At 43.6% G+C, this 18,004-nt stretch carries 16 protein-coding genes, 1 riboswitch and 1 other annotated feature; of the genes, 12 read left to right on the plus strand and 4 right to left on the minus strand.

What is annotated here, in order from left to right:
• Positions 1 to 72: 72 nt before the first annotated feature.
• The 3 genes from purB to mnmA form a co-directional block, all read right to left on the minus strand.
• Positions 73 to 1,443, minus strand: coding sequence for an adenylosuccinate lyase (purB, locus tag M9196_RS06450; protein WP_250616703.1), 1,371 nt, complete (start codon positions 1,441 to 1,443; stop codon positions 73 to 75).
• Between the two features lie 295 nt (positions 1,444 to 1,738).
• Complete coding sequence (gene hflD / locus M9196_RS06455) at positions 1,739 to 2,356, minus strand: high frequency lysogenization protein HflD (protein WP_250616704.1); 618 nt, start codon at positions 2,354 to 2,356, stop codon at positions 1,739 to 1,741.
• Positions 2,357 to 2,373: 17 nt separating this feature from the next.
• A complete protein-coding gene (gene mnmA, locus M9196_RS06460; RefSeq protein WP_250616705.1) occupies positions 2,374 to 3,483 on the minus strand; it encodes a tRNA 2-thiouridine(34) synthase MnmA in 1,110 nt (369 codons plus the stop codon).
• Between the two features lie 238 nt (positions 3,484 to 3,721).
• On the opposite strand from mnmA, the gene M9196_RS06465 reads away from it, so the two are divergent.
• Positions 3,722 to 5,026 (plus strand): inosine/guanosine kinase, encoded by a 1,305-nt coding sequence (locus M9196_RS06465; RefSeq protein WP_250616706.1) that lies wholly within the window; start codon positions 3,722 to 3,724, stop codon positions 5,024 to 5,026.
• Positions 5,027 to 5,078: 52 nt separating this feature from the next.
• Here M9196_RS06465 and M9196_RS06470 read toward each other — a convergent pair whose 3' ends face one another.
• Positions 5,079 to 5,486, minus strand: a complete 408-nt coding sequence (locus M9196_RS06470; protein ID WP_250616707.1) for an H-NS family histone-like protein — start codon at positions 5,484 to 5,486, stop codon at positions 5,079 to 5,081.
• A gap of 620 nt (positions 5,487 to 6,106) precedes the next feature.
• A riboswitch (Lysine riboswitch) is annotated at positions 6,107 to 6,289 on the plus strand.
• Positions 6,290 to 6,419: 130 nt separating this feature from the next.
• Between M9196_RS06470 and M9196_RS06475 the strand changes: the two genes are divergently transcribed.
• The 11 genes from M9196_RS06475 (at position 6,420) to M9196_RS06525 (ending at position 17,941) form a co-directional block, all read left to right on the plus strand.
• Entirely contained in the window at positions 6,420 to 8,021 is a 1,602-nt protein-coding gene (locus M9196_RS06475; protein WP_250616708.1) for a Na+/H+ antiporter NhaC family protein, read from the plus strand.
• A gap of 231 nt (positions 8,022 to 8,252) precedes the next feature.
• Positions 8,253 to 8,387: a sequence feature (His leader region), on the plus strand.
• Positions 8,388 to 8,429: 42 nt separating this feature from the next.
• Positions 8,430 to 9,326, plus strand: a complete 897-nt coding sequence (gene hisG, locus M9196_RS06480) for an ATP phosphoribosyltransferase (protein WP_250616709.1) — start codon at positions 8,430 to 8,432, stop codon at positions 9,324 to 9,326.
• 5 nt (positions 9,327 to 9,331) lie between these two features.
• Entirely contained in the window at positions 9,332 to 10,630 is a 1,299-nt protein-coding gene (gene hisD / locus M9196_RS06485; protein ID WP_250616710.1) for a histidinol dehydrogenase, read from the plus strand.
• Entirely contained in the window at positions 10,630 to 11,682 is a 1,053-nt protein-coding gene (gene hisC / locus M9196_RS06490; RefSeq protein WP_250616711.1) for a histidinol-phosphate transaminase, read from the plus strand. Before hisD ends, hisC begins: the two co-directional genes overlap by 1 nt.
• Positions 11,683 to 11,708: 26 nt before the next feature.
• Positions 11,709 to 12,782 carry a bifunctional histidinol-phosphatase/imidazoleglycerol-phosphate dehydratase HisB gene (gene hisB / locus M9196_RS06495; RefSeq protein WP_250616712.1) on the plus strand — a complete coding sequence of 358 codons (1,074 nt, stop codon included), beginning with the start codon at positions 11,709 to 11,711 and terminating at the stop codon, positions 12,780 to 12,782.
• Positions 12,782 to 13,405 carry an imidazole glycerol phosphate synthase subunit HisH gene (gene hisH / locus M9196_RS06500; RefSeq protein WP_250616713.1) on the plus strand — a complete coding sequence of 208 codons (624 nt, stop codon included), beginning with the start codon at positions 12,782 to 12,784 and terminating at the stop codon, positions 13,403 to 13,405. The genes hisB and hisH overlap by 1 nt, the downstream gene beginning before the upstream one ends.
• Positions 13,406 to 13,509: 104 nt before the next feature.
• The gene (gene hisA / locus M9196_RS06505) at positions 13,510 to 14,250 is read left to right on the plus strand and encodes a 1-(5-phosphoribosyl)-5-[(5-phosphoribosylamino)methylideneamino]imidazole-4-carboxamide isomerase (protein WP_250616714.1); all 741 of its coding nucleotides are present in this window, start codon (positions 13,510 to 13,512) and stop codon (positions 14,248 to 14,250) included.
• Positions 14,251 to 14,735: 485 nt separating this feature from the next.
• Positions 14,736 to 15,506: an ABC transporter ATP-binding protein gene (locus M9196_RS06510; protein ID WP_250616715.1), complete on the plus strand. Its 771-nt coding sequence runs from the start codon at positions 14,736 to 14,738 to the stop codon at positions 15,504 to 15,506.
• A gap of 121 nt (positions 15,507 to 15,627) precedes the next feature.
• A complete protein-coding gene (locus tag M9196_RS06515) occupies positions 15,628 to 16,398 on the plus strand; it encodes an ABC transporter substrate-binding protein (protein ID WP_250616716.1) in 771 nt (256 codons plus the stop codon).
• Between the two features lie 122 nt (positions 16,399 to 16,520).
• Positions 16,521 to 17,261, plus strand: coding sequence for an ABC transporter permease (locus tag M9196_RS06520; RefSeq protein ID WP_250616717.1), 741 nt, complete (start codon positions 16,521 to 16,523; stop codon positions 17,259 to 17,261).
• Positions 17,262 to 17,263: 2 nt separating this feature from the next.
• Positions 17,264 to 17,941 carry an ABC transporter permease gene (locus tag M9196_RS06525; protein ID WP_250616718.1) on the plus strand — a complete coding sequence of 226 codons (678 nt, stop codon included), beginning with the start codon at positions 17,264 to 17,266 and terminating at the stop codon, positions 17,939 to 17,941.
• Positions 17,942 to 18,004 lie beyond the last annotated feature (63 nt).

The following is an 18,004-nucleotide window of genomic DNA, read 5'->3' on the forward strand; positions in this document are numbered from 1 at the left end:
AATATCGAACTTTTATCGCAATGATACCAAATCACAATCTATTGAAAGATGAGTTGGTATCAACAATGGACATTAAAGCTTGTCAGTTAGCTCAATTGCCTGACCGATGTAGTTCGCTGGCGTCATTAATTTTAGGCGTGCTTTTTCATCTTCTGGTAGCTCTAGACCATCGATGAAGTTACGCATAGCTTCGCCATCTACACGCTTACCACGTGTCAATTCTTTAAGCTTTTCGTAAGGCTTTTCGATACCGTAACGACGCATAACCGTTTGCACTGGTTCTGCAAGAACTTCCCAGTTCTTATCAAGTTCTGCAAGCAATGCTTCACGGTTAACTTCAAGTTTGCTAATGCCTTTCAACGTTGACGTATAAGCGATGATCGCGTAACCAACACCAACACCAAGGTTACGAAGAACCGTTGAGTCAGTTAGGTCACGTTGCCAGCGTGAAACTGGAAGTTTTTGCGCTAGGTGAGCAAACACTGCGTTAGCTAGCCCAAGGTTGCCTTCAGAGTTTTCGAAGTCAATTGGGTTTACTTTATGTGGCATAGTTGATGAGCCGATTTCACCAGCAATTGTTTTTTGCTTGAAGTGGCCCAGTGCAATGTAACCCCATACGTCACGATCGAAATCGATTAGAATAGTGTTGAAGCGAGCGATAGCGTCGAAAAGCTCAGCGATATAATCGTGAGGTTCAATTTGCGTTGTGTATGGGTTCCACGTCACGCCAAGAGACTCAGTGATGAATTCTTCACTAAATTTGTGCCAATCTAGGTCTGGGTAAGCAGATAGGTGAGCGTTGTAGTTACCAACGGCACCATTCACCTTGCCTAGGATCTCTACGGCTTCGATTTGCTTGAATTGGCGTTCCATACGGTACGCTACGTTCGCCATTTCTTTACCCATTGTTGATGGAGAAGCAGGCTGACCGTGTGTGCGAGACAGTAATGGGATATCACGATATTCAACAGCAAGTTTGCCGATCGCATCGATGATGTTACGAAGTTCAGGAAGAATAACGGTCTCGCGAGCTTCTTTAAGCATTAGAGCATGAGACGTGTTATTAATATCTTCAGAAGTACACGCAAAATGGATGAATTCATTAACAGCGTGAAGCTCAGGAACGCCGGCTACTTTTTCTTTTAGGAAATACTCAACCGCTTTTACATCGTGGTTGGTTGTGCGCTCGATTTCTTTAATACGAGCGGCATCGTCTTCACTAAAGTTAGCTGCTAATTCATCTAGAAACTGATTTGCTTCTGCACTGAATGCCGGAACTTCTTTGATTGCATCTGTAGCGGCAAGCTTTTGTAGCCAACGGATTTCAACGATAGAGCGGTACTTTAGTAGGCCAAACTCACTAAAGATGCTGCGTAGTGCAGTTGTTTTGCTTCCGTAACGGCCGTCTACTGGTGAAACAGCAGTCAATGCTGACAGTTGCATGGTGTTCTCCTGAATTGGGTTTCTAAATTTCGTGAGCTTTATACCAATAACCGGCGCAATTGTCACGCATATTAAGCAAACGTTTGCGCGAGGGCTGTGTTGGTCTAAATTTGGTGTTTGTCTAAAACCTTTTTCTAATAGGCTCAGTTATTCCAGCAAAACGATGCATCGTCAATAAACGCGATTGTTTGATGAAAGCAATGAACCTTGAGAGCGCAGCTTTAAACAAATAGCTCGCAACAAGGTGCGAGCTTAATGCGATATTCGATCTTAATGCTATATTCGAGTTAACTTATTAGAGTCTAGCTAACAGAATTTTGGCTTGTTCGATCATCTTCTTGCGTCCAAACACTAAGTGACGACGTTTGCCACCGACTTGACGCCACAACACAGCACTACGAATGCCAGATAGCAGTAATGCGCGCACTTTTTGTTGGGTGCCGGTTTGTTGCAAAACAGCAGGTGTACCGGTGACTTGAATCCTTGGACCAATTGGGCTGACGACATCAAGATAAACGCTAGCAAGGTTACTGATCATTTGATCGTCTAATAGATCGTAGTGTTCGAGCTGTCGCTCAACCATTTGGATACGATCCCCAAGCTGAGACATAGCGTCATTACGGCTGCTTAGCTTACGCTCGAGCGCCATTAGACTAATGATATAACGTGTGATTTCACTTCCGGTCGGTGTGCTGTCAATACCGTTAACCAAGCACTCGAGTCCAACTTTTAAGTCAGACTCGCTGCCAAATACGCTAAGGGTATTTGATGGATTAATGTTGGTGATAGCTTTAAGTGAAGTCTCAAACGCGTCTGAATCACAGTGACCGTCTTTTGCCATGTTCTGCACGAGCGCAACTGCCTGGCAGATGCCAGCGAATGCTATGGTACGGTCGTAAAGTGTATTAGCCACGTAGTTCTCCTAATAAATTAAATGCGCTCTTCAATGATACCGCCACCTAGACACACGTTGTCTTTATAGAATACGGCGGATTGCCCAGGTGTAACGGCGACCTGAGGCTCATCAAAGATGACTTTGATGTTGTTATCATCCATCGGAATGATAGTACAAGGGATATCTTGCTGACGATAACGCGTTTTCACTGTGCATGTCATTGGTTCAGTGATGATTTCACGATCAACCCAGTGCAATTGAGACGCACGTAAGCCATTTGACTTCAATAGTGGGTGATCAGCACCCTGTACGGCAATTAAGACATTACGCTTAAGATCTTTTTCAGCAACATACCAAGGGTCTTCATTACCACCGCCGCCTTTTTGGCCACCAATATGTAGACCTTTTCGCTGTCCTAGCGTGTGGTACATTAAACCTTGGTGTTCGCCAATGATAACGCCTTCTGGCGTCTCAATTTTACCTGGCTGTGCAGGTAAATAGCGAGACAAGAAGTCGGTAAATTTGCGCTCACCAATAAAACAAATACCGGTTGAGTCTTTTTTCTTTGCAGTAATCAGATCTTGCTCTTCAGCAATGCGACGGACTTCAGGCTTTTCTAACTCACCCACTGGAAACAGACTGCGTGCTACTTGCTCATGGCTCAATGTATATAGGAAATAGCTTTGGTCTTTGTTGCTATCTAAGCCACGTAGCATTTGTGGCTTTTCGCCGTTTTCTGGGAACGTACGACTGACATAATGGCCCATGGCAATATAGTCTGCATCGAGGACTTCATCGGCAAATTCTAAAAAGGCTTTGAACTTGATTTCTTTGTTACAAAGAATGTCCGGGTTTGGCGTACGACCTGCTTTATACTCCGCTAAGAAGTACTCAAAGACATTATCCCAGTATTCAGCGGCAAAGTTGATAGTATGAAGGTGGATACCTAGCTTGTCACAAACAGCTTGTGCGTCCGCAAGATCTTCTGCAGCCGTGCAGTACTCTTCGTTGTCATCTTCTTCCCAGTTCTTCATGAACAGGCCTTCTACTTGATAGCCCTGTTGCTGTAGAAGATAGGCAGAGACGGATGAGTCCACACCGCCGGACATACCGACGATCACTTTCTTTTGGCTGTTATCAGACATGTTTAAATACCACCTATAGTAATTGGACGCAGATTTTAGCAGAAACAAAACGTGCAATACAGTTCCGCGAACTAAATCACACTTTCTTAAGCACGTTATGTGTGTCTTCAATAAGAGAAATACAAGCCTTTTGACAAAAAAATGAATAGGTAATCGTTTGCCTTAATTGCCTATGTTGCTCTGATGATCTATACAGAGTTAGAATTGCCGCCTTCTTTTTCCCTAAGCAGATTACGTTATGAAATTCCCAGGCCAAAGAAAATCCAAGCACTACTTCCCAGTCCATGCTCGCGATCCATTAGTGAGCCAAGCGCAGAGTAGTAAAAAAATGTCGAAAACGCATATTGTCGGCATTGACCAGACCTTGGTTGATATTGAAGCGAAAGTGGATAGTAGCTTGATTGAAAAATATCGTTTGAGTAAAGGACATTCATTGGTTATTGATGATAAAGCCGCAGAAGCTTTATACACAGAGTTAAAGGAAAAAGAACTCATAACCAATGAATTTGCTGGTGGAACGATAGGGAATACATTACATAACTTTTCTGTGCTTGCTGATGATAAGTCGGTGTTGTTGGGCGTGATGAGCTCGGATATTAAGATTGGTAGCTACGGGTATCGCTATCTCTGTAATACATCGAGTCGTATGGACCTTAACTACTTGCAAGGTGTTGATGGTGCAATTGGGCGTTGCTTTACTCTCATCACTGAAGATGGAGAGCGCACATTTGCAATTAGTGAAGGGAAAATGAACCAGCTGCAACCGGAAAGTATCCCAGAAAATATATTCAAAAAAGCGTCTGCATTAGTATTAACCGCTTATTTAGTGCGTTGTAAGCCTGGCGATCCAATGCCAAAGGCAACAATGCAAGCTATAGAGTATGCCAAAAAATACAACGTGCCAGTGGTACTAACGTTAGGCACCCGATTTGTTATCCAAGATGACCCTGAATATTGGCAGGAATTTTTAAAGCAGCATGTCACTGTTGTTGCAATGAATGAAGACGAAGCGGAAGCGTTGACCGGAGAGAGCGATCCTTTAGCTGCATCGGATAAAGCGTTGGAGTGGGTAGACTTAGTACTATGTACTGCTGGTCCGATAGGGTTATTTATGGGGGGCTATACCGAAAATGATGCTAAGCGAGAAACGTCGCTACCATTACTACCGGGTAGTATTGCGGAATTTAATCGTTACGAGTTTAGTCGTCCTGCTATAAAAGCGGAATGTAATGAACCAATTAAGGTCTATTCACATATCGCACCATATATGGGCGGTCCAGAGAAGATCAAAAATACCAATGGTGCTGGTGATGCCGCACTTTCAGCATTATTGCATGACATGGCAGCCAATAAACATCACAGAGAGAACGTGCCTAATTCCAGCAAACACCAATATCAGTTTTTAACGTATTCATCTTTTTCACAGGTATGCAAGTATTCCAATAGAGCAAGTTATGAGGTGTTGGTTCAACATTCTCCAAGATTATCTAGAGGCTTACCAGAAAGAGAAGACAGCTTGGAAGAAGCGTATTGGGAAAGATAATAAAAAAGCGCCGGAAGGCGCTTTTTTTAAATAACTCTATTGAAACAAGTAATTATAGCTCAAATTCTTCTAGAGATTTACCTGCATCTAGCGCCGCTTGGATTATTGATGGAGTGCGGCCCTGGCCTGTCCATGTTTTCTCTGCGCCATTGCCATCAACATATTTGTACTTTGCTGGGCGTGGTGCACGTTTGCTTTTGGTTTTTGCTTTTGATTCACCAGACAATGCAGCAATAAGGTCTTCAACATCGATGCCGTCTTTAGCGATCATTTGAGCATATTCGCTTAGTTTTGCTTCACGTGCTTCTTTTTCTGCTCTTTCTTCTTCTTCAGATTCTTGACGCTCAGAAACAACCAGCGTTAATTTTTCTAGGGCTTCTTCTAATTGTTCAACCGTTAACTCACGAGCAAATGCACGTAGGCTACGAATATTAAGCAAAGTTTTTGTTAATTCAGACATGACGATTCCCATGATTTATATATTCGGAATTAATAATAAACGTCATTCTTCTAATTGACAATAAATCTGGTGTAACAAAAGTGAAAATTAATTAAATTTTACACAAAATTGATAAAAGGGTGGTGAATAATTCAAAATGTAACGAGAGATTAGATTGAAGTCGAGATTGAATAGTCGATTTATACAAAGGTAATAAGCCCTAAACTTTATAGTTAAGCCTAGTTGCATATTTGCGAGCAACCTACTGGTATTGACGGTGTAAAGTAAGTAATAGTAAAAGTTGGAACAACGTAAATAATGATGCGGAATTTAAGCTATTAATAGAAAACGTTTTGATTGTAGTGGATCTCATTTCTCATTATTAAAATAGGAAAATTTGGTTTCATTTGATGAAGATGATTATCATCGTATAAGTCGAATGCAGCTTTGTCGTAATAGTTGGCGTATTTTGGTACTGAGTTCAACAGCGCAAAATTTTTCATAATGTCTATATTTATAACAGCTTGTTCACAATATTGATGTTGCAATTGAGTATTCAGTAAGTACAATGGCGCGCACCTAATGCAAAAGTAAGCATTTTCCTCTGATACTACGGATGTAGTCTAGGATGATAAACTTATTTTTGATGTAGAGGTGCGATTGCGAAAAGTACTTGTCGTTGGGGTGATGCCAATGAACGACAACAAAAGGCGCAGTCGCCGAAGTGAGAACAGAAGATCACGCTTTCTCGCTGGGGTTGTCTCTGAAAGGAACAACACTGCCATAGTCTATTATTTGTTAAACTATGGAGCGCTACTGTAGGGGTTGGGAAAGCATTCGCTTTTCTTTCGCTTATTCAACATTTAGTTGAAATCTGTGTGTACACCTAAATTGGGTGTTTACACATGTCTGCAGTAGATCTCTAACCATAATTAAAACTGGTTTTTGAAGATCATGAACTTAATCGATTTTGCTTCCTCCCCATTGTCATTGCTACCGCCGATCGTAGCATTGAGTTTGGCTATTATCACACGTCGCGTTTTACTCTCTTTAGGAGTAGGTATTGTTCTCGGTGCCTTCCTTCTTAATGATTACTCTGTTGCCAATGCTGCAGGTTACGTCTTTGATACTGTTTCTGGTGTCATCATTGAAGACGGTGGCTTGAACCTTTGGAATATGAGTATCGTCGGCTTCTTACTATTACTGGGTATGATGACGGCACTTCTCACCTTATCTGGTGGTACAAAAGCATTTGCTGAATGGGCCCAGTCTCGCGTAAAAAGTAAACGTGGCTCTAAATTACTGGCAGCGTGCCTTGGCGTTTTCATTTTTGTTGATGACTACTTTAACAGCCTTGCGGTTGGCGCCATTTCACGTCCGGTGACGGATCGTTTTTATGTATCACGCGCTAAGCTTGCCTACATTTTGGACTCAACAGCCGCTCCAATGTGTGTATTGATGCCAGCATCTAGCTGGGGCGCTTATATTATGACTATTGTCAGCGGTATCTTAATTAGCCATGGTATTACTGAATACTCAGCAATTGGTGCTTATGTTCGACTCATACCAATGAACTTTTACGCCGTATTCGCTTTGTTAATGGTATTTGCCGTAGCATGGTTCCAGCTTGATGTGGGTCCAATGCGCAAACATGAAATGCGCGCTAAACAAGGCATTGGCTTTGACCACGACAAAGAAAATGATGCCAAAGAAGCCCATGAACTAAACGAAGAGCTTGATATTAAAGAAAGTGATTTCGGCTCAGTGTCTGATCTTGTGCTTCCTATTGTCGTGCTTATCTTTGCCATGGTCGGTGCGATGCTATTTACTGGTAGCCAAGCTCTAGCCGCTGATGGTTTAGCATTTAATGTGCTAGGGGCATTTGAAAATACTGACGTAGGTATGTCATTGATTTACGGTGGTAGTGCTGGTCTTGCCATGGCCGTTTATACGGTAGCGAAACAAAAGTTAGCCGTAAAAGATATCGCATTGACGATGTGGATTGGTGCTAAATCGATGTTTGGAGCGATCCTGATTTTGTTCTTTGCATGGTCTATTGGTTCTGTAATTGGTGACATGAAGACTGGCGCTTATTTATCGTCTACGGTTCAGGGCAGTATTGATGTTCATTGGTTACCCGTGATTTTATTCCTATTGGCAGGTTTGATGGCCTTTTCAACGGGTACATCATGGGGTACGTTTGGCATTATGTTACCTATTGCTGGTGACATGGCTGGTGCAACGGATATCGCAATGATGTTGCCAATGTTAGGTGCAGTGCTTGCTGGCTCGGTATTTGGTGACCACTGCTCACCGATTTCTGATACGACAATTTTGTCGTCAACGGGTGCTCGTTGTAATCACATTGACCACGTATCAACGCAGTTGCCATACGCATTGTCAGTCGCGGTTGTATCGTGTGTCGGTTTCATCGCGCTAGGTATGACAAACTCTGTTTGGATTTCATTCGCTGCAGCTAGCGTAACCTTTGTATTAGTCTGTTGCCTTCTGTCAATGTTATCACGTGCTCGCGTGGCAAAAGATGTGAAAGCGTAACTCACGTCTTTTGTTGTGATGAGTCGAGTGAAAGAGCCCTAATTAGGGCTCTTTTTTTGACCCGTTAGAACGAGAATGACACCCAAAGTAAGCCCGAAAGGGGTCGAGCTAGGTTAATTTTTAAAAAACTGCAAATTAGTGGTTGAAAATTTAACTGAGCTTAGTTAGTGTGAAGTCACAGCTTAAAAGGAATCGCCAAATAACTATGCGTAATAACGATATGAACATTCATCATCACCATCATCACCCAATCTAGTCTTTCGGGAGATGCACGCATACCTGAGAGCTAAAATAACTCTCGGTGGTTCGAAGCAATATTTAAGAATTTAACCCTCGGGAGACTAAAGCTCCCGAGGGTTTTTCCGTTTTATCATTCAAGAAATCAATAATTTGCACAGGGATACAGCAATGCAATCACAACGCCTAAGAATCGCAATTCAAAAGAAAGGTCGTCTTAGCCGAGACAGCCAAGACCTGTTAAAAAAATGTGGAGTAAAATTCAATGTAATGGGTGAACGCCTTGTGGTTCATTCACTAAATATGCCAATTGATTTGTTATTGGTTCGTGATGATGACATTCCTGGACTCATTATGGATGGTGTCGTCGATCTCGGCTTCATTGGTGAAAATGAACTAGAAGAAGTGCGTTTAGACCGTATTGCACTGGGTGAGCCTAACGAGTTCCTAACACTGCGCCGCCTAGATTTCGGTGGGTGTCGTTTATCGATCGCGATTGATAAAGACGAAACGTATAACGGACCGCAAGATTTGGCAGGCAAGCGCATCGCCACAACGTACCCGCAGCTACTTAAATCCTATATGGATGAGCAAGGTGTCAACTTCAGTGCTTGTATGCTAACGGGCTCAGTAGAAGTCGCGCCACGAGCAGGGCTTGCAGATGCGATTGCTGATTTGGTCTCAACAGGTGCAACGCTAGAAGCTAATGGCTTAAAAGAAGCGGAAGTGATCTTCCGTTCTAAAGCGACACTCATTCAGCGTAAAGGCGAGTTTGACGCGGATAAGCAGGCGTTGATTGAAAAGCTACTCACTCGTATGCAAGGGGTGCAGCAAGCGAAAGAGTCTAAGTATATTATGCTGCATGCCCCAGTTGAAAAACTCGAGCAGATTAAAGCATTGTTGCCTGGTGCCGAAGATCCAACAGTATTGCCACTATCGACTGATAAAGAGCGTGTTGCGGTTCACTTAGTGAGTACCGAAAATCTATTCTGGGAAACCATGGAGGGCTTAAAAGAGCTAGGCGCTAGTTCAATTCTTGTGTTGCCAATTGAAAAAATGATGGGGTAATGACTATGAGAACCGTTGTATGGCGCTCATTGAGCCAACCTCAGCAGGAATCAATTTTGGAGCGTCCCGCGATCGCTGATGGAGCGAGCATTACCGCTGCTGTGTCTTCAGTGATTGATCAAGTGCGTCAAGGCGGCGACAGCGCGGTACTAGCGTTGACCGAAAAATTTGATAAGGTTCGTCCGGACTCAATTCGAGTATCTAGTGATGAGATTGACGCGGCCTCAGATCGTCTCTCGGCGAAAATGAAGCAAGCACTAGAACAGGCGTATGCCAATATTTCGACGTTTCATAAAGCGCAAAAGCCACAACCACTTAAGGTAGAGACACAACCTGGCGTAGTTTGTGAGCAAGTGACTCGTCCAATTAATAAAGTGGGCTTGTATATTCCTGGTGGGAGTGCGCCTCTGCCGTCAACGGTATTGATGTTGGGTGTGCCAGCACAAATTGCGGGGTGCCGAAAAGTTGTGTTGTGTTCGCCGCCACCTATTGCTGATGAAATCTTGTATGTAGCAAAGCTATGTAAGATTGATGAAGTGTATAACATTGGTGGGGGTCAGGCAGTTGCTGCCATGGCTTATGGGACAGAAACGGTCGCTAAAGTGGATAAAATCTTTGGTCCGGGCAACGCCTATGTCACAGAAGCTAAGCGCCAGGTGAGTAATGATTTTCGTGGTGCCGCAATCGACATGCCTGCGGGTCCTTCTGAAGTGTTGGTCATCGCTGATGATAGTGCCGACCCAGAATTCATCGCAGCGGATCTGCTGAGCCAAGCCGAGCATGGTCCGGATTCTCAGGTTGTTCTCGTGACACCGTCTGCAGTACTGGCAGACCAAGTTACAGAAGCGGTACGTAACCAATTAAAAACGTTGTCGCGTGCCGATATTGCAGAGAAAGCGTTAGGATCGAGTTTGGTTATCATTGCTGATTCGCTGACTCAGTGTGTCTCCATTTCTAATTATTACGGTCCAGAGCATCTCATTGTTCAGACTAAGAATCCGCGTGAACTGCTTTCATTACTCGACAATGCAGGTTCTATATTCTTAGGTGACTGGTCGCCGGAATCGGTTGGAGATTATGCGTCTGGAACGAACCACGTACTGCCAACTTACGGTTATACAAGAACGCACTCGAGCCTAGGTTTAGCTGATTTTTCTAAGCGTATGACTGTACAAGAACTGTCAAAGCAAGGGTTACAGTTACTTGCACCAACCGTAGTAACAATGGCAGAAGCGGAAGGGTTAGATGCACACAAGCGTGCAGTGACAATACGAGTAGAAAAGCTAATGCAGGAGCAGAAGTAATGGAAAAATTGGCTCGTAAACAAGTTCAAGCATTAACGCCTTACATGTCAGCAAGGCGCATTGGTGGCACTGGCGACATTTGGTTGAACGCCAACGAATCCCCATTTGACAATGAATACAAAACAGATTTTGCTCGTCTTAATCGGTACAGCGAATGCCAGCCAAAAGCGCTTATCGAAGCCTACGCTTCTTATGCTGGTGTTGAGGCGAGTCAAACATTAACTTCACGTGGTGCAGATGAAGGCATTGAGCTATTGATTCGTGCTTTTTGCGAGCCCGGTGAAGACAGCATTTTATATTGTCCGCCGACCTATGGAATGTATGCCATTAGCGCAGAAACCATTGGCGTTGAGAGAAAAATTGTACCATTGACGACAGAGTGGCAACTCGATCTTCCCGCGATCGAAGCAAACTTGGACTCAGTAAAGTTGGTATTTGTTTGTAGCCCTAACAACCCAACAGGTAACTTGGTCAACCGAGATGATATTATTGCCTTACTCGAAATGACCAAAGATAAAGCCATTGTCGTGATGGACGAGGCGTATATCGATTTCTGTCCTGAGGCATCAACGGTCGATTTACTTAAAAAATACCCTAATCTGGCGATCTTACGTACTTTATCTAAGGCGTTTGCGCTTGCTGGGTTGCGTTGCGGCTTTACCCTAGCAAATGAATCGCTTATTAATGTACTTCTCAAGGTGATTGCGCCTTATCCAGTACCAGTCCCTGTCGCTGATATTGCGATTCAAGCGTTATCTGAACAGGGCTTGGCCCGCACTAAATACCAAGTATTGGATCTCAATGCCAACCGAGCTTATCTACAAGCGGGCTTATCGCTCTTGCCAGGTGTCGTGGTTCATGAAGGGTGGGGGAATTATCTGCTCGTTGAATTCAACGATGGTGAGGATGTATTCAAAGCTACGTGGGAAAACGGTATTATTTTACGCAATTCACCCATCGAAAACTGTGTACGTATCAGTGTTGGTAATCGTGAAGAGTGCGAAAAAACGTTGGCATTTATCCGCAATCAAATTAATCAAAGCGCTGCCTAAAAGAGCATACTGACAAGGAATTTATAGTGAGCAATCAACAAAAAATCTTATTTATCGACCGCGATGGCACGCTGATCGTCGAGCCACCGGTTGACTTTCAAGTCGATCGTTTGGACAAGCTGAAATTAGAGCCGTATGTCATCCCAAGCTTGCTAGCGTTGCAAAATGCGGGTTACCGACTTGTGATGGTAACCAACCAAGATGGACTGGGTACGGACAGCTATCCTCAAGCTGATTTTGATGCACCTCAAGATATGATGATGGAAATCTTTGAGTCACAAGGTGTTAAATTTGACGATGTACTTATTTGTCCGCACTTTGATGAAGATAATTGTTCGTGCCGTAAGCCCAAGCTGGGCATGGTGAAAGAATATTTACAAAGCGGCAAGGTAGACTTTAAAACATCGGTTGTTATCGGTGATCGAGAGACCGATTTGCAGCTTGCCGAAAACATGGCCATTCGCGGTATCCAATATCATCCGCAAAAGATGGGTTGGAGAGAAATTCTCAAAGATCTCACGGTTAACGCTCGTACCGCAGAAGTCATAAGAACAACAAAAGAAACGGATATTAAGGTGTTGGTTAATCTTGATGAAGCCGGCGGTAACGAGATTTCTACCGGAATGGGTTTCTTTGACCATATGTTGGATCAAATTGCCACACATGGTGGTTTTCAAATGAAAATTGACGTGAAAGGTGATCTCCATATCGATGATCATCACACGATTGAAGACACAGCGTTGGCACTCGGTCAGGCACTGAAAGAAGCATTAGGTGATAAGCGCGGTATTGGACGATTTGGATTCAGCTTACCAATGGACGAATGTTTAGCACAATGTGGACTGGATTTATCCGGACGCCCATATCTGAAGTTTGAAGCGGAATTTTCCCGCGAACAAGTTGGTGATCTGTCCACGGAGATGGTCGTGCACTTTTTCCGTTCATTGACAGATACCTTAGCGTGCACGCTGCACCTTTCGTCATCAGGTCACAATGATCACCACATTATTGAAAGCCTCTTTAAAGCGTTTGGTCGAACCTTACGTCAGGCGATAAAAGTGGAAGGTAACGAGCTCCCGAGCAGTAAAGGGGTGCTGTAATGGCTAAAACAGAACAAAAGGTTGTCATTATTGATACCGGCTGTGCCAATGTGTCATCCGTTAAGTTTGCTATTGAACGCCTTGGTTACAAGGTCACGATATCAAAAGACGCAGATATTGTACTCGCCGCGGATAAATTGTTTTTACCCGGTGTAGGCACAGCGAGTGAGGCGATGAAAAACCTCGAAGAGCGAGATCTAATTGAGCTTGTGAAAAAAGTCGAACAGCCACTACTTGGAATTTGTCTGGGTATGCAGTTGTTAGGAAAACTGTCTCAAGAGAAAGGGCAAAAAGCTGACGAGATAGTCGATTGCCTTGGTCTTTGTGCTGGCGAAGTTAAAAAGCTAGAAACGGGCGACTTACCATTGCCACACATGGGCTGGAATACTGTGAAGGCGGATGACGGAAATCCCTTATTTTCGGGTATTGAAGATTCGGAGTATTTCTACTTTGTACATAGCTTTGGTATGCCGGTGGGTGACTATACCATTGCACAGTGTGATTATGGGTCTCCTTTTAGTGCGGCTATCCAAAGTGGCCATTACTATGGGGTTCAATTTCACCCAGAGCGTTCGTCGAAAGCTGGGTCAAAGCTAATCCAGAATTTTCTTGAGTTGGTATAACGCATTTTTATCAATGACAAACCAATGAATCAGCATCACGATGGTGTGTTGATAGCTAACACAACAGATAGCCATTTATAAATATTAGTGAAAGGGACTTAACGGTGATAATTCCAGCGCTCGATTTAATCGAAGGACAAGTTGTTCGACTTTACCAAGGTGACTACGGTCAAGTCACCGAGTATAAGGTGGATCCTGCTCAGCAGTTCAACCTTTACCATCAAGCGGGTGCAGATTGGCTGCATCTTGTTGATCTCACTGGCGCGAAAGACACGACAGCACGCCAATTGGATTTAATTGCGACCTTGCTAGCGAGTACGCCTGCCCACATACAGATTGGTGGAGGGGTACGTAGTGAACAAGACGTGGTCGACTTATTAGAAGCGGGTGCTCAGCGCGTGGTCGTCGGTTCGACAGCGGTCAAGGAGCCTGAATTAGTGAAGGGATGGATGGAAAAATATGGTCCTGAAAAAATTGTCCTTGCACTTGATATTAACATTGATGCCAATGGTGTCAGAAATGTCGCCATCTCTGGTTGGCAAGAAGATTCTGGGGTGACCATCGAAGCGCTAATTGATGATTACTTGACGGTTGGTTTAACTCATGTGTTATGTACCGATATTTCACGAGACGGAACGCTTAAAGGCAGTAATGTAGAGCTTTACGTCGATTTATGTCAGCAATACCCACAAGTCCAGTTTCAATCGTCAGGCGGTATTGGCAGTTTGGATGATATTGCTGCTTTGAAGGGCAGTGGTGTGTCTGGAGTCATTGTTGGGCGAGCACTACTGGATGGTAAGTTTACTGCCGAGCAGGCGTTTTCGCTATGGGATACGCCAGCGTAACGGACAATACGTCCTTGGAAACCGATTATGAAAAGAAAAAACAGCACGCTCAGCGTGCTGTTTTTTTATGCGCTCTGGTGAGCAGATATTAGAAAATCATTACTCAACTCTCATTTCTATCAATAACCCCAACAGAAATAAGTATCGCTAATGACATATAAGTTGGACTTATAAACTACACATTGGCATTTTTAATAGGTGTAAATTCTAGTATTAAGCGGATGTATGTAACAAGTTGGAAATATATCGAATTGATTTTTGTAACGAGCAGCAAGTGACTAAATTTGCATCTATTGGCTACTATTATTCATAAAGGCGAGGTTAAAGCACTTTAACATGCATATTTTCTCAGTTATAATCTCTGAATTCGCGGGTATATTAGGTTAATAATTTGTTGCAAGCCACACGCTGTAGTGCTAGCTTGTATCGAATATCAAAAGGTCGGAGTACCTTCGCAGTCAATAAAATACAGGGAGCACAAGCGCATGAATGATGTACCAGCGCTGGACATAAAAGAACTGCACAAGACATTTGGTCAAAATGAAGTTTTAAAGGGGATCTCCCTTACCGCTCATAAAGGTGATGTCATCTCAATAATTGGCTCATCAGGTTCTGGTAAAAGTACATTTCTTCGCTGCATTAATCTTCTAGAAACACCGACTCAAGGCGAGATCTGGGTCAACGGTGAACTGATTCAGATGAAAAATAACCGATCTGGTGAATCCGTGCCGGTTAACGAAAAGCAGGTACAGCGTATTCGTTCACGTCTAGCGATGGTGTTCCAAGGGTTCAATTTGTGGTCTCACATGACAGTACTAGAAAACGTCATTGAAGCACCTATTCACGTACTCGGAGTCCCTAAAGCTCAAGCGATTGAAAACGCAGAACTACTCTTGAAAAAAGTCGGTCTTTACGAACGCAAGGATTACTACCCCGGTCATTTGTCTGGTGGTCAGCAGCAACGAGCGGCCATCGCTCGAGCACTTGCCGTTGACCCTGAAGTCATGTTGTTTGACGAACCGACATCTGCACTGGACCCAGAATTGGTAGGGGAAGTGTTAGGTGTGATGCGTGATCTAGCGGAAGAAGGGCGAACCATGCTCGTGGTCACCCATGAAATGGCATTTGCACGTGATGTGTCTAACCACGTCATGTTTCTTCATCAAGGGTTGGTGGAAGAGCAGGGCGACCCAGCACTGCTTTTTACTGCGCCGAAATCAGAACGTTTAAAACAATTTATTTCTTCGATATATTAGTTTAAGAGCATCTCTATTTTGAGTGCTATTGAATTAACGATAAAAAGCAACACAACACAAAATCAAAACAACACAAAAATAATGTTAAGTTAGACATAATGTCAATCACAGGAGTATGGAAATGAAAAAGTGGTTATTAGCTGCAGCGATTGTTGCAACAGCAGCGACTGGAGTAGCACAAGCAAAGGAATGGAAAACAGTGCGCTTTGGCATTGAAGGTGCGTACCCTCCGTTCAGCTGGACTGAAGCAGATGGGTCTTTGAAAGGTTTTGACGTTGACATGGCGAATGCGCTTTGTGAAGAGTTGAAAGCAAAATGTGTCATCGTTCCTCAAGATTGGGATGGCATTATTCCTTCGTTATTAGCTCGTAAATATGACGCAATCATTGCCGCGATGTCGATTACGGAAGAACGTAAAAAGAAAATTGATTTCACTGGTAAATACGCACTGATCCCGAACAAATTTATTGCTAAGAAAGATGCGGGTATCGATTTTGAAAATCTAAATGGTGTGAAAATCGGCGTACAACGTGCAACGACTCATGACAAATATCTAACCGACAACTTCGGCGATAGCGTTGAAATCGTACGTTATGGCTCATTCGATGAAGCTTATCTAGACCTAGGTAACGGTCGTATTGCTGCGGTACTTGGTGATGCGTCAGCATTGGAAGACGGGGTACTTAAGAAAGACGGCGGAGAAGCATACGAATTCGTTGGTCCTTCTTTAACGGATCCAAAATGGTTTGGTGACGGCTTCGGTATTGCAGTGCGTAAACAAGATAAAGATCTTACTAAGCAATTGGATGCGGCAATCCTGTCACTTCGTGAGAAAGGTATCTATCAAGATATCGCTGCAAAATACTTTAACTACGACGTATACGGTGAGTAATTTACTCATCTAGTTACGCTTTGATAAGGCTTGAGTGTTATCTCAAGCCTTTTTACCAAATAGGGCTCGATAACGTATTTGGTAAGTTTATCAATATTTAAGTTTCGCTGTTGGAAGAAGCTATGCTCGATTTACAAGGATATGAAGCCTCAATTTTAAAAGGGGCGGTGTTGACGATAGAAGTCGCGGTGTTGTCGCTCATTCTTGCCATGCTTTTGGGCATGTTAGGTGCGTTGGCTAAACTTGCGCCTTATCGTTGGGCACGTGCGATAGCCACGCTATATACAACCGTTATTCGCGGCATACCAGACTTGGTGCTGATGATGTTGATCTTCTTTGGCGGCCAGATTCTACTTAATAATAGCCTGTATGCGGCCAATGAATGGCTCAATAACTGGTTTACATCCAGTGATCCTAATCATGAGTGGACATCTTATTTACCGGATTATATTGATGTTTCACCGTTCATTGCCGGTGTTCTGACCATAGGTTTCATCTTTGGTGCGTATATGGCCGAGACCTTTCGAGGCGCCATTATGGCAGTTGACAAAGGTGAGATGGAAGCGGCTAAAGCCTACGGTATGAGCGGCCCCATGGCTTTTCGACGTATCTTATTACCGCAGATGATCAGACATGCCTTGCCTGGCTTCGGTAACAACTGGTTAGTCTTATTGAAAACAACGGCGCTTGTCTCCATCATTGGTTTGGAAGACATGGTACGAGTAAGCTCGTTAGCGGCAGGGTCTACCAAGATGCCATTTACGTTTTACATGACGGTTGCGCTAATCTTTTTGTTTTTTACTGCGGTATCGACAGGCTTGCTCAAGCTAGTTGAACGCAAATTCAGTATTCATACGAGGTAGATATGGACTTTTCTATCATTATCGACAGTTTTCCTGTTTACCTTGACGGACTATGGACGACAGCATGGCTAGTATCACTGGCGCTTGTGATCGGTTTGTGTGTCGCCATACCGCTGGCAATTGCTCGAAATAGTAACAACTACTTTGCGATCGCACCTTCGTGGGCTTTTATCTATTTCTTCCGTGGCACACCGCTACTTGTCCAGCTTTATCTTATTTATTATGGTATGGATCAATTTTTCCCAGTCAAAGACACCTTGTGGGAGAATGCATGGTTCTGTGCGCTTGTCGCATTCGTACTAAACACGTCTGCGTATACGGCAGAGATTATCCGCGGTGCGATTAATGGTTTACCAAAAGGCGAAGTCGAAGCTGCCAAAGCGTATGGAATGGGGTATTGGAAAACCTATCGCCGAATCATTTTGCCAAGTGCGCTACGTCGTGCACTTCCGGCGTATAGTAACGAAGTGATCTTCATGTTACATGGTTCTGCCGTAGCAGGGATTGTGACTATTATGGACTTAACAGGTGCAGCAAGGTTGGTAAACGCTCGCTACTATGCGCCTTTTGAGTCTTTCTTGGCGGCTGGCTTATTTTATATGGCGTTGACGTTTATTATTCTTTGGGTATTTAAAAACGCAGAAAAACGCTTCCTGGCGTATTTACGACCGTTAAGCTAGTGAGTGTTAATGTGAGTGGCTGTAAAGAGATGATGGTCAATAAGTAATTGATAATAAAAAGCG

This window comes from Vibrio methylphosphonaticus, assembly GCF_023634655.1.
Classification (GTDB): domain Bacteria; phylum Pseudomonadota; class Gammaproteobacteria; order Enterobacterales; family Vibrionaceae; genus Vibrio; species Vibrio methylphosphonaticus.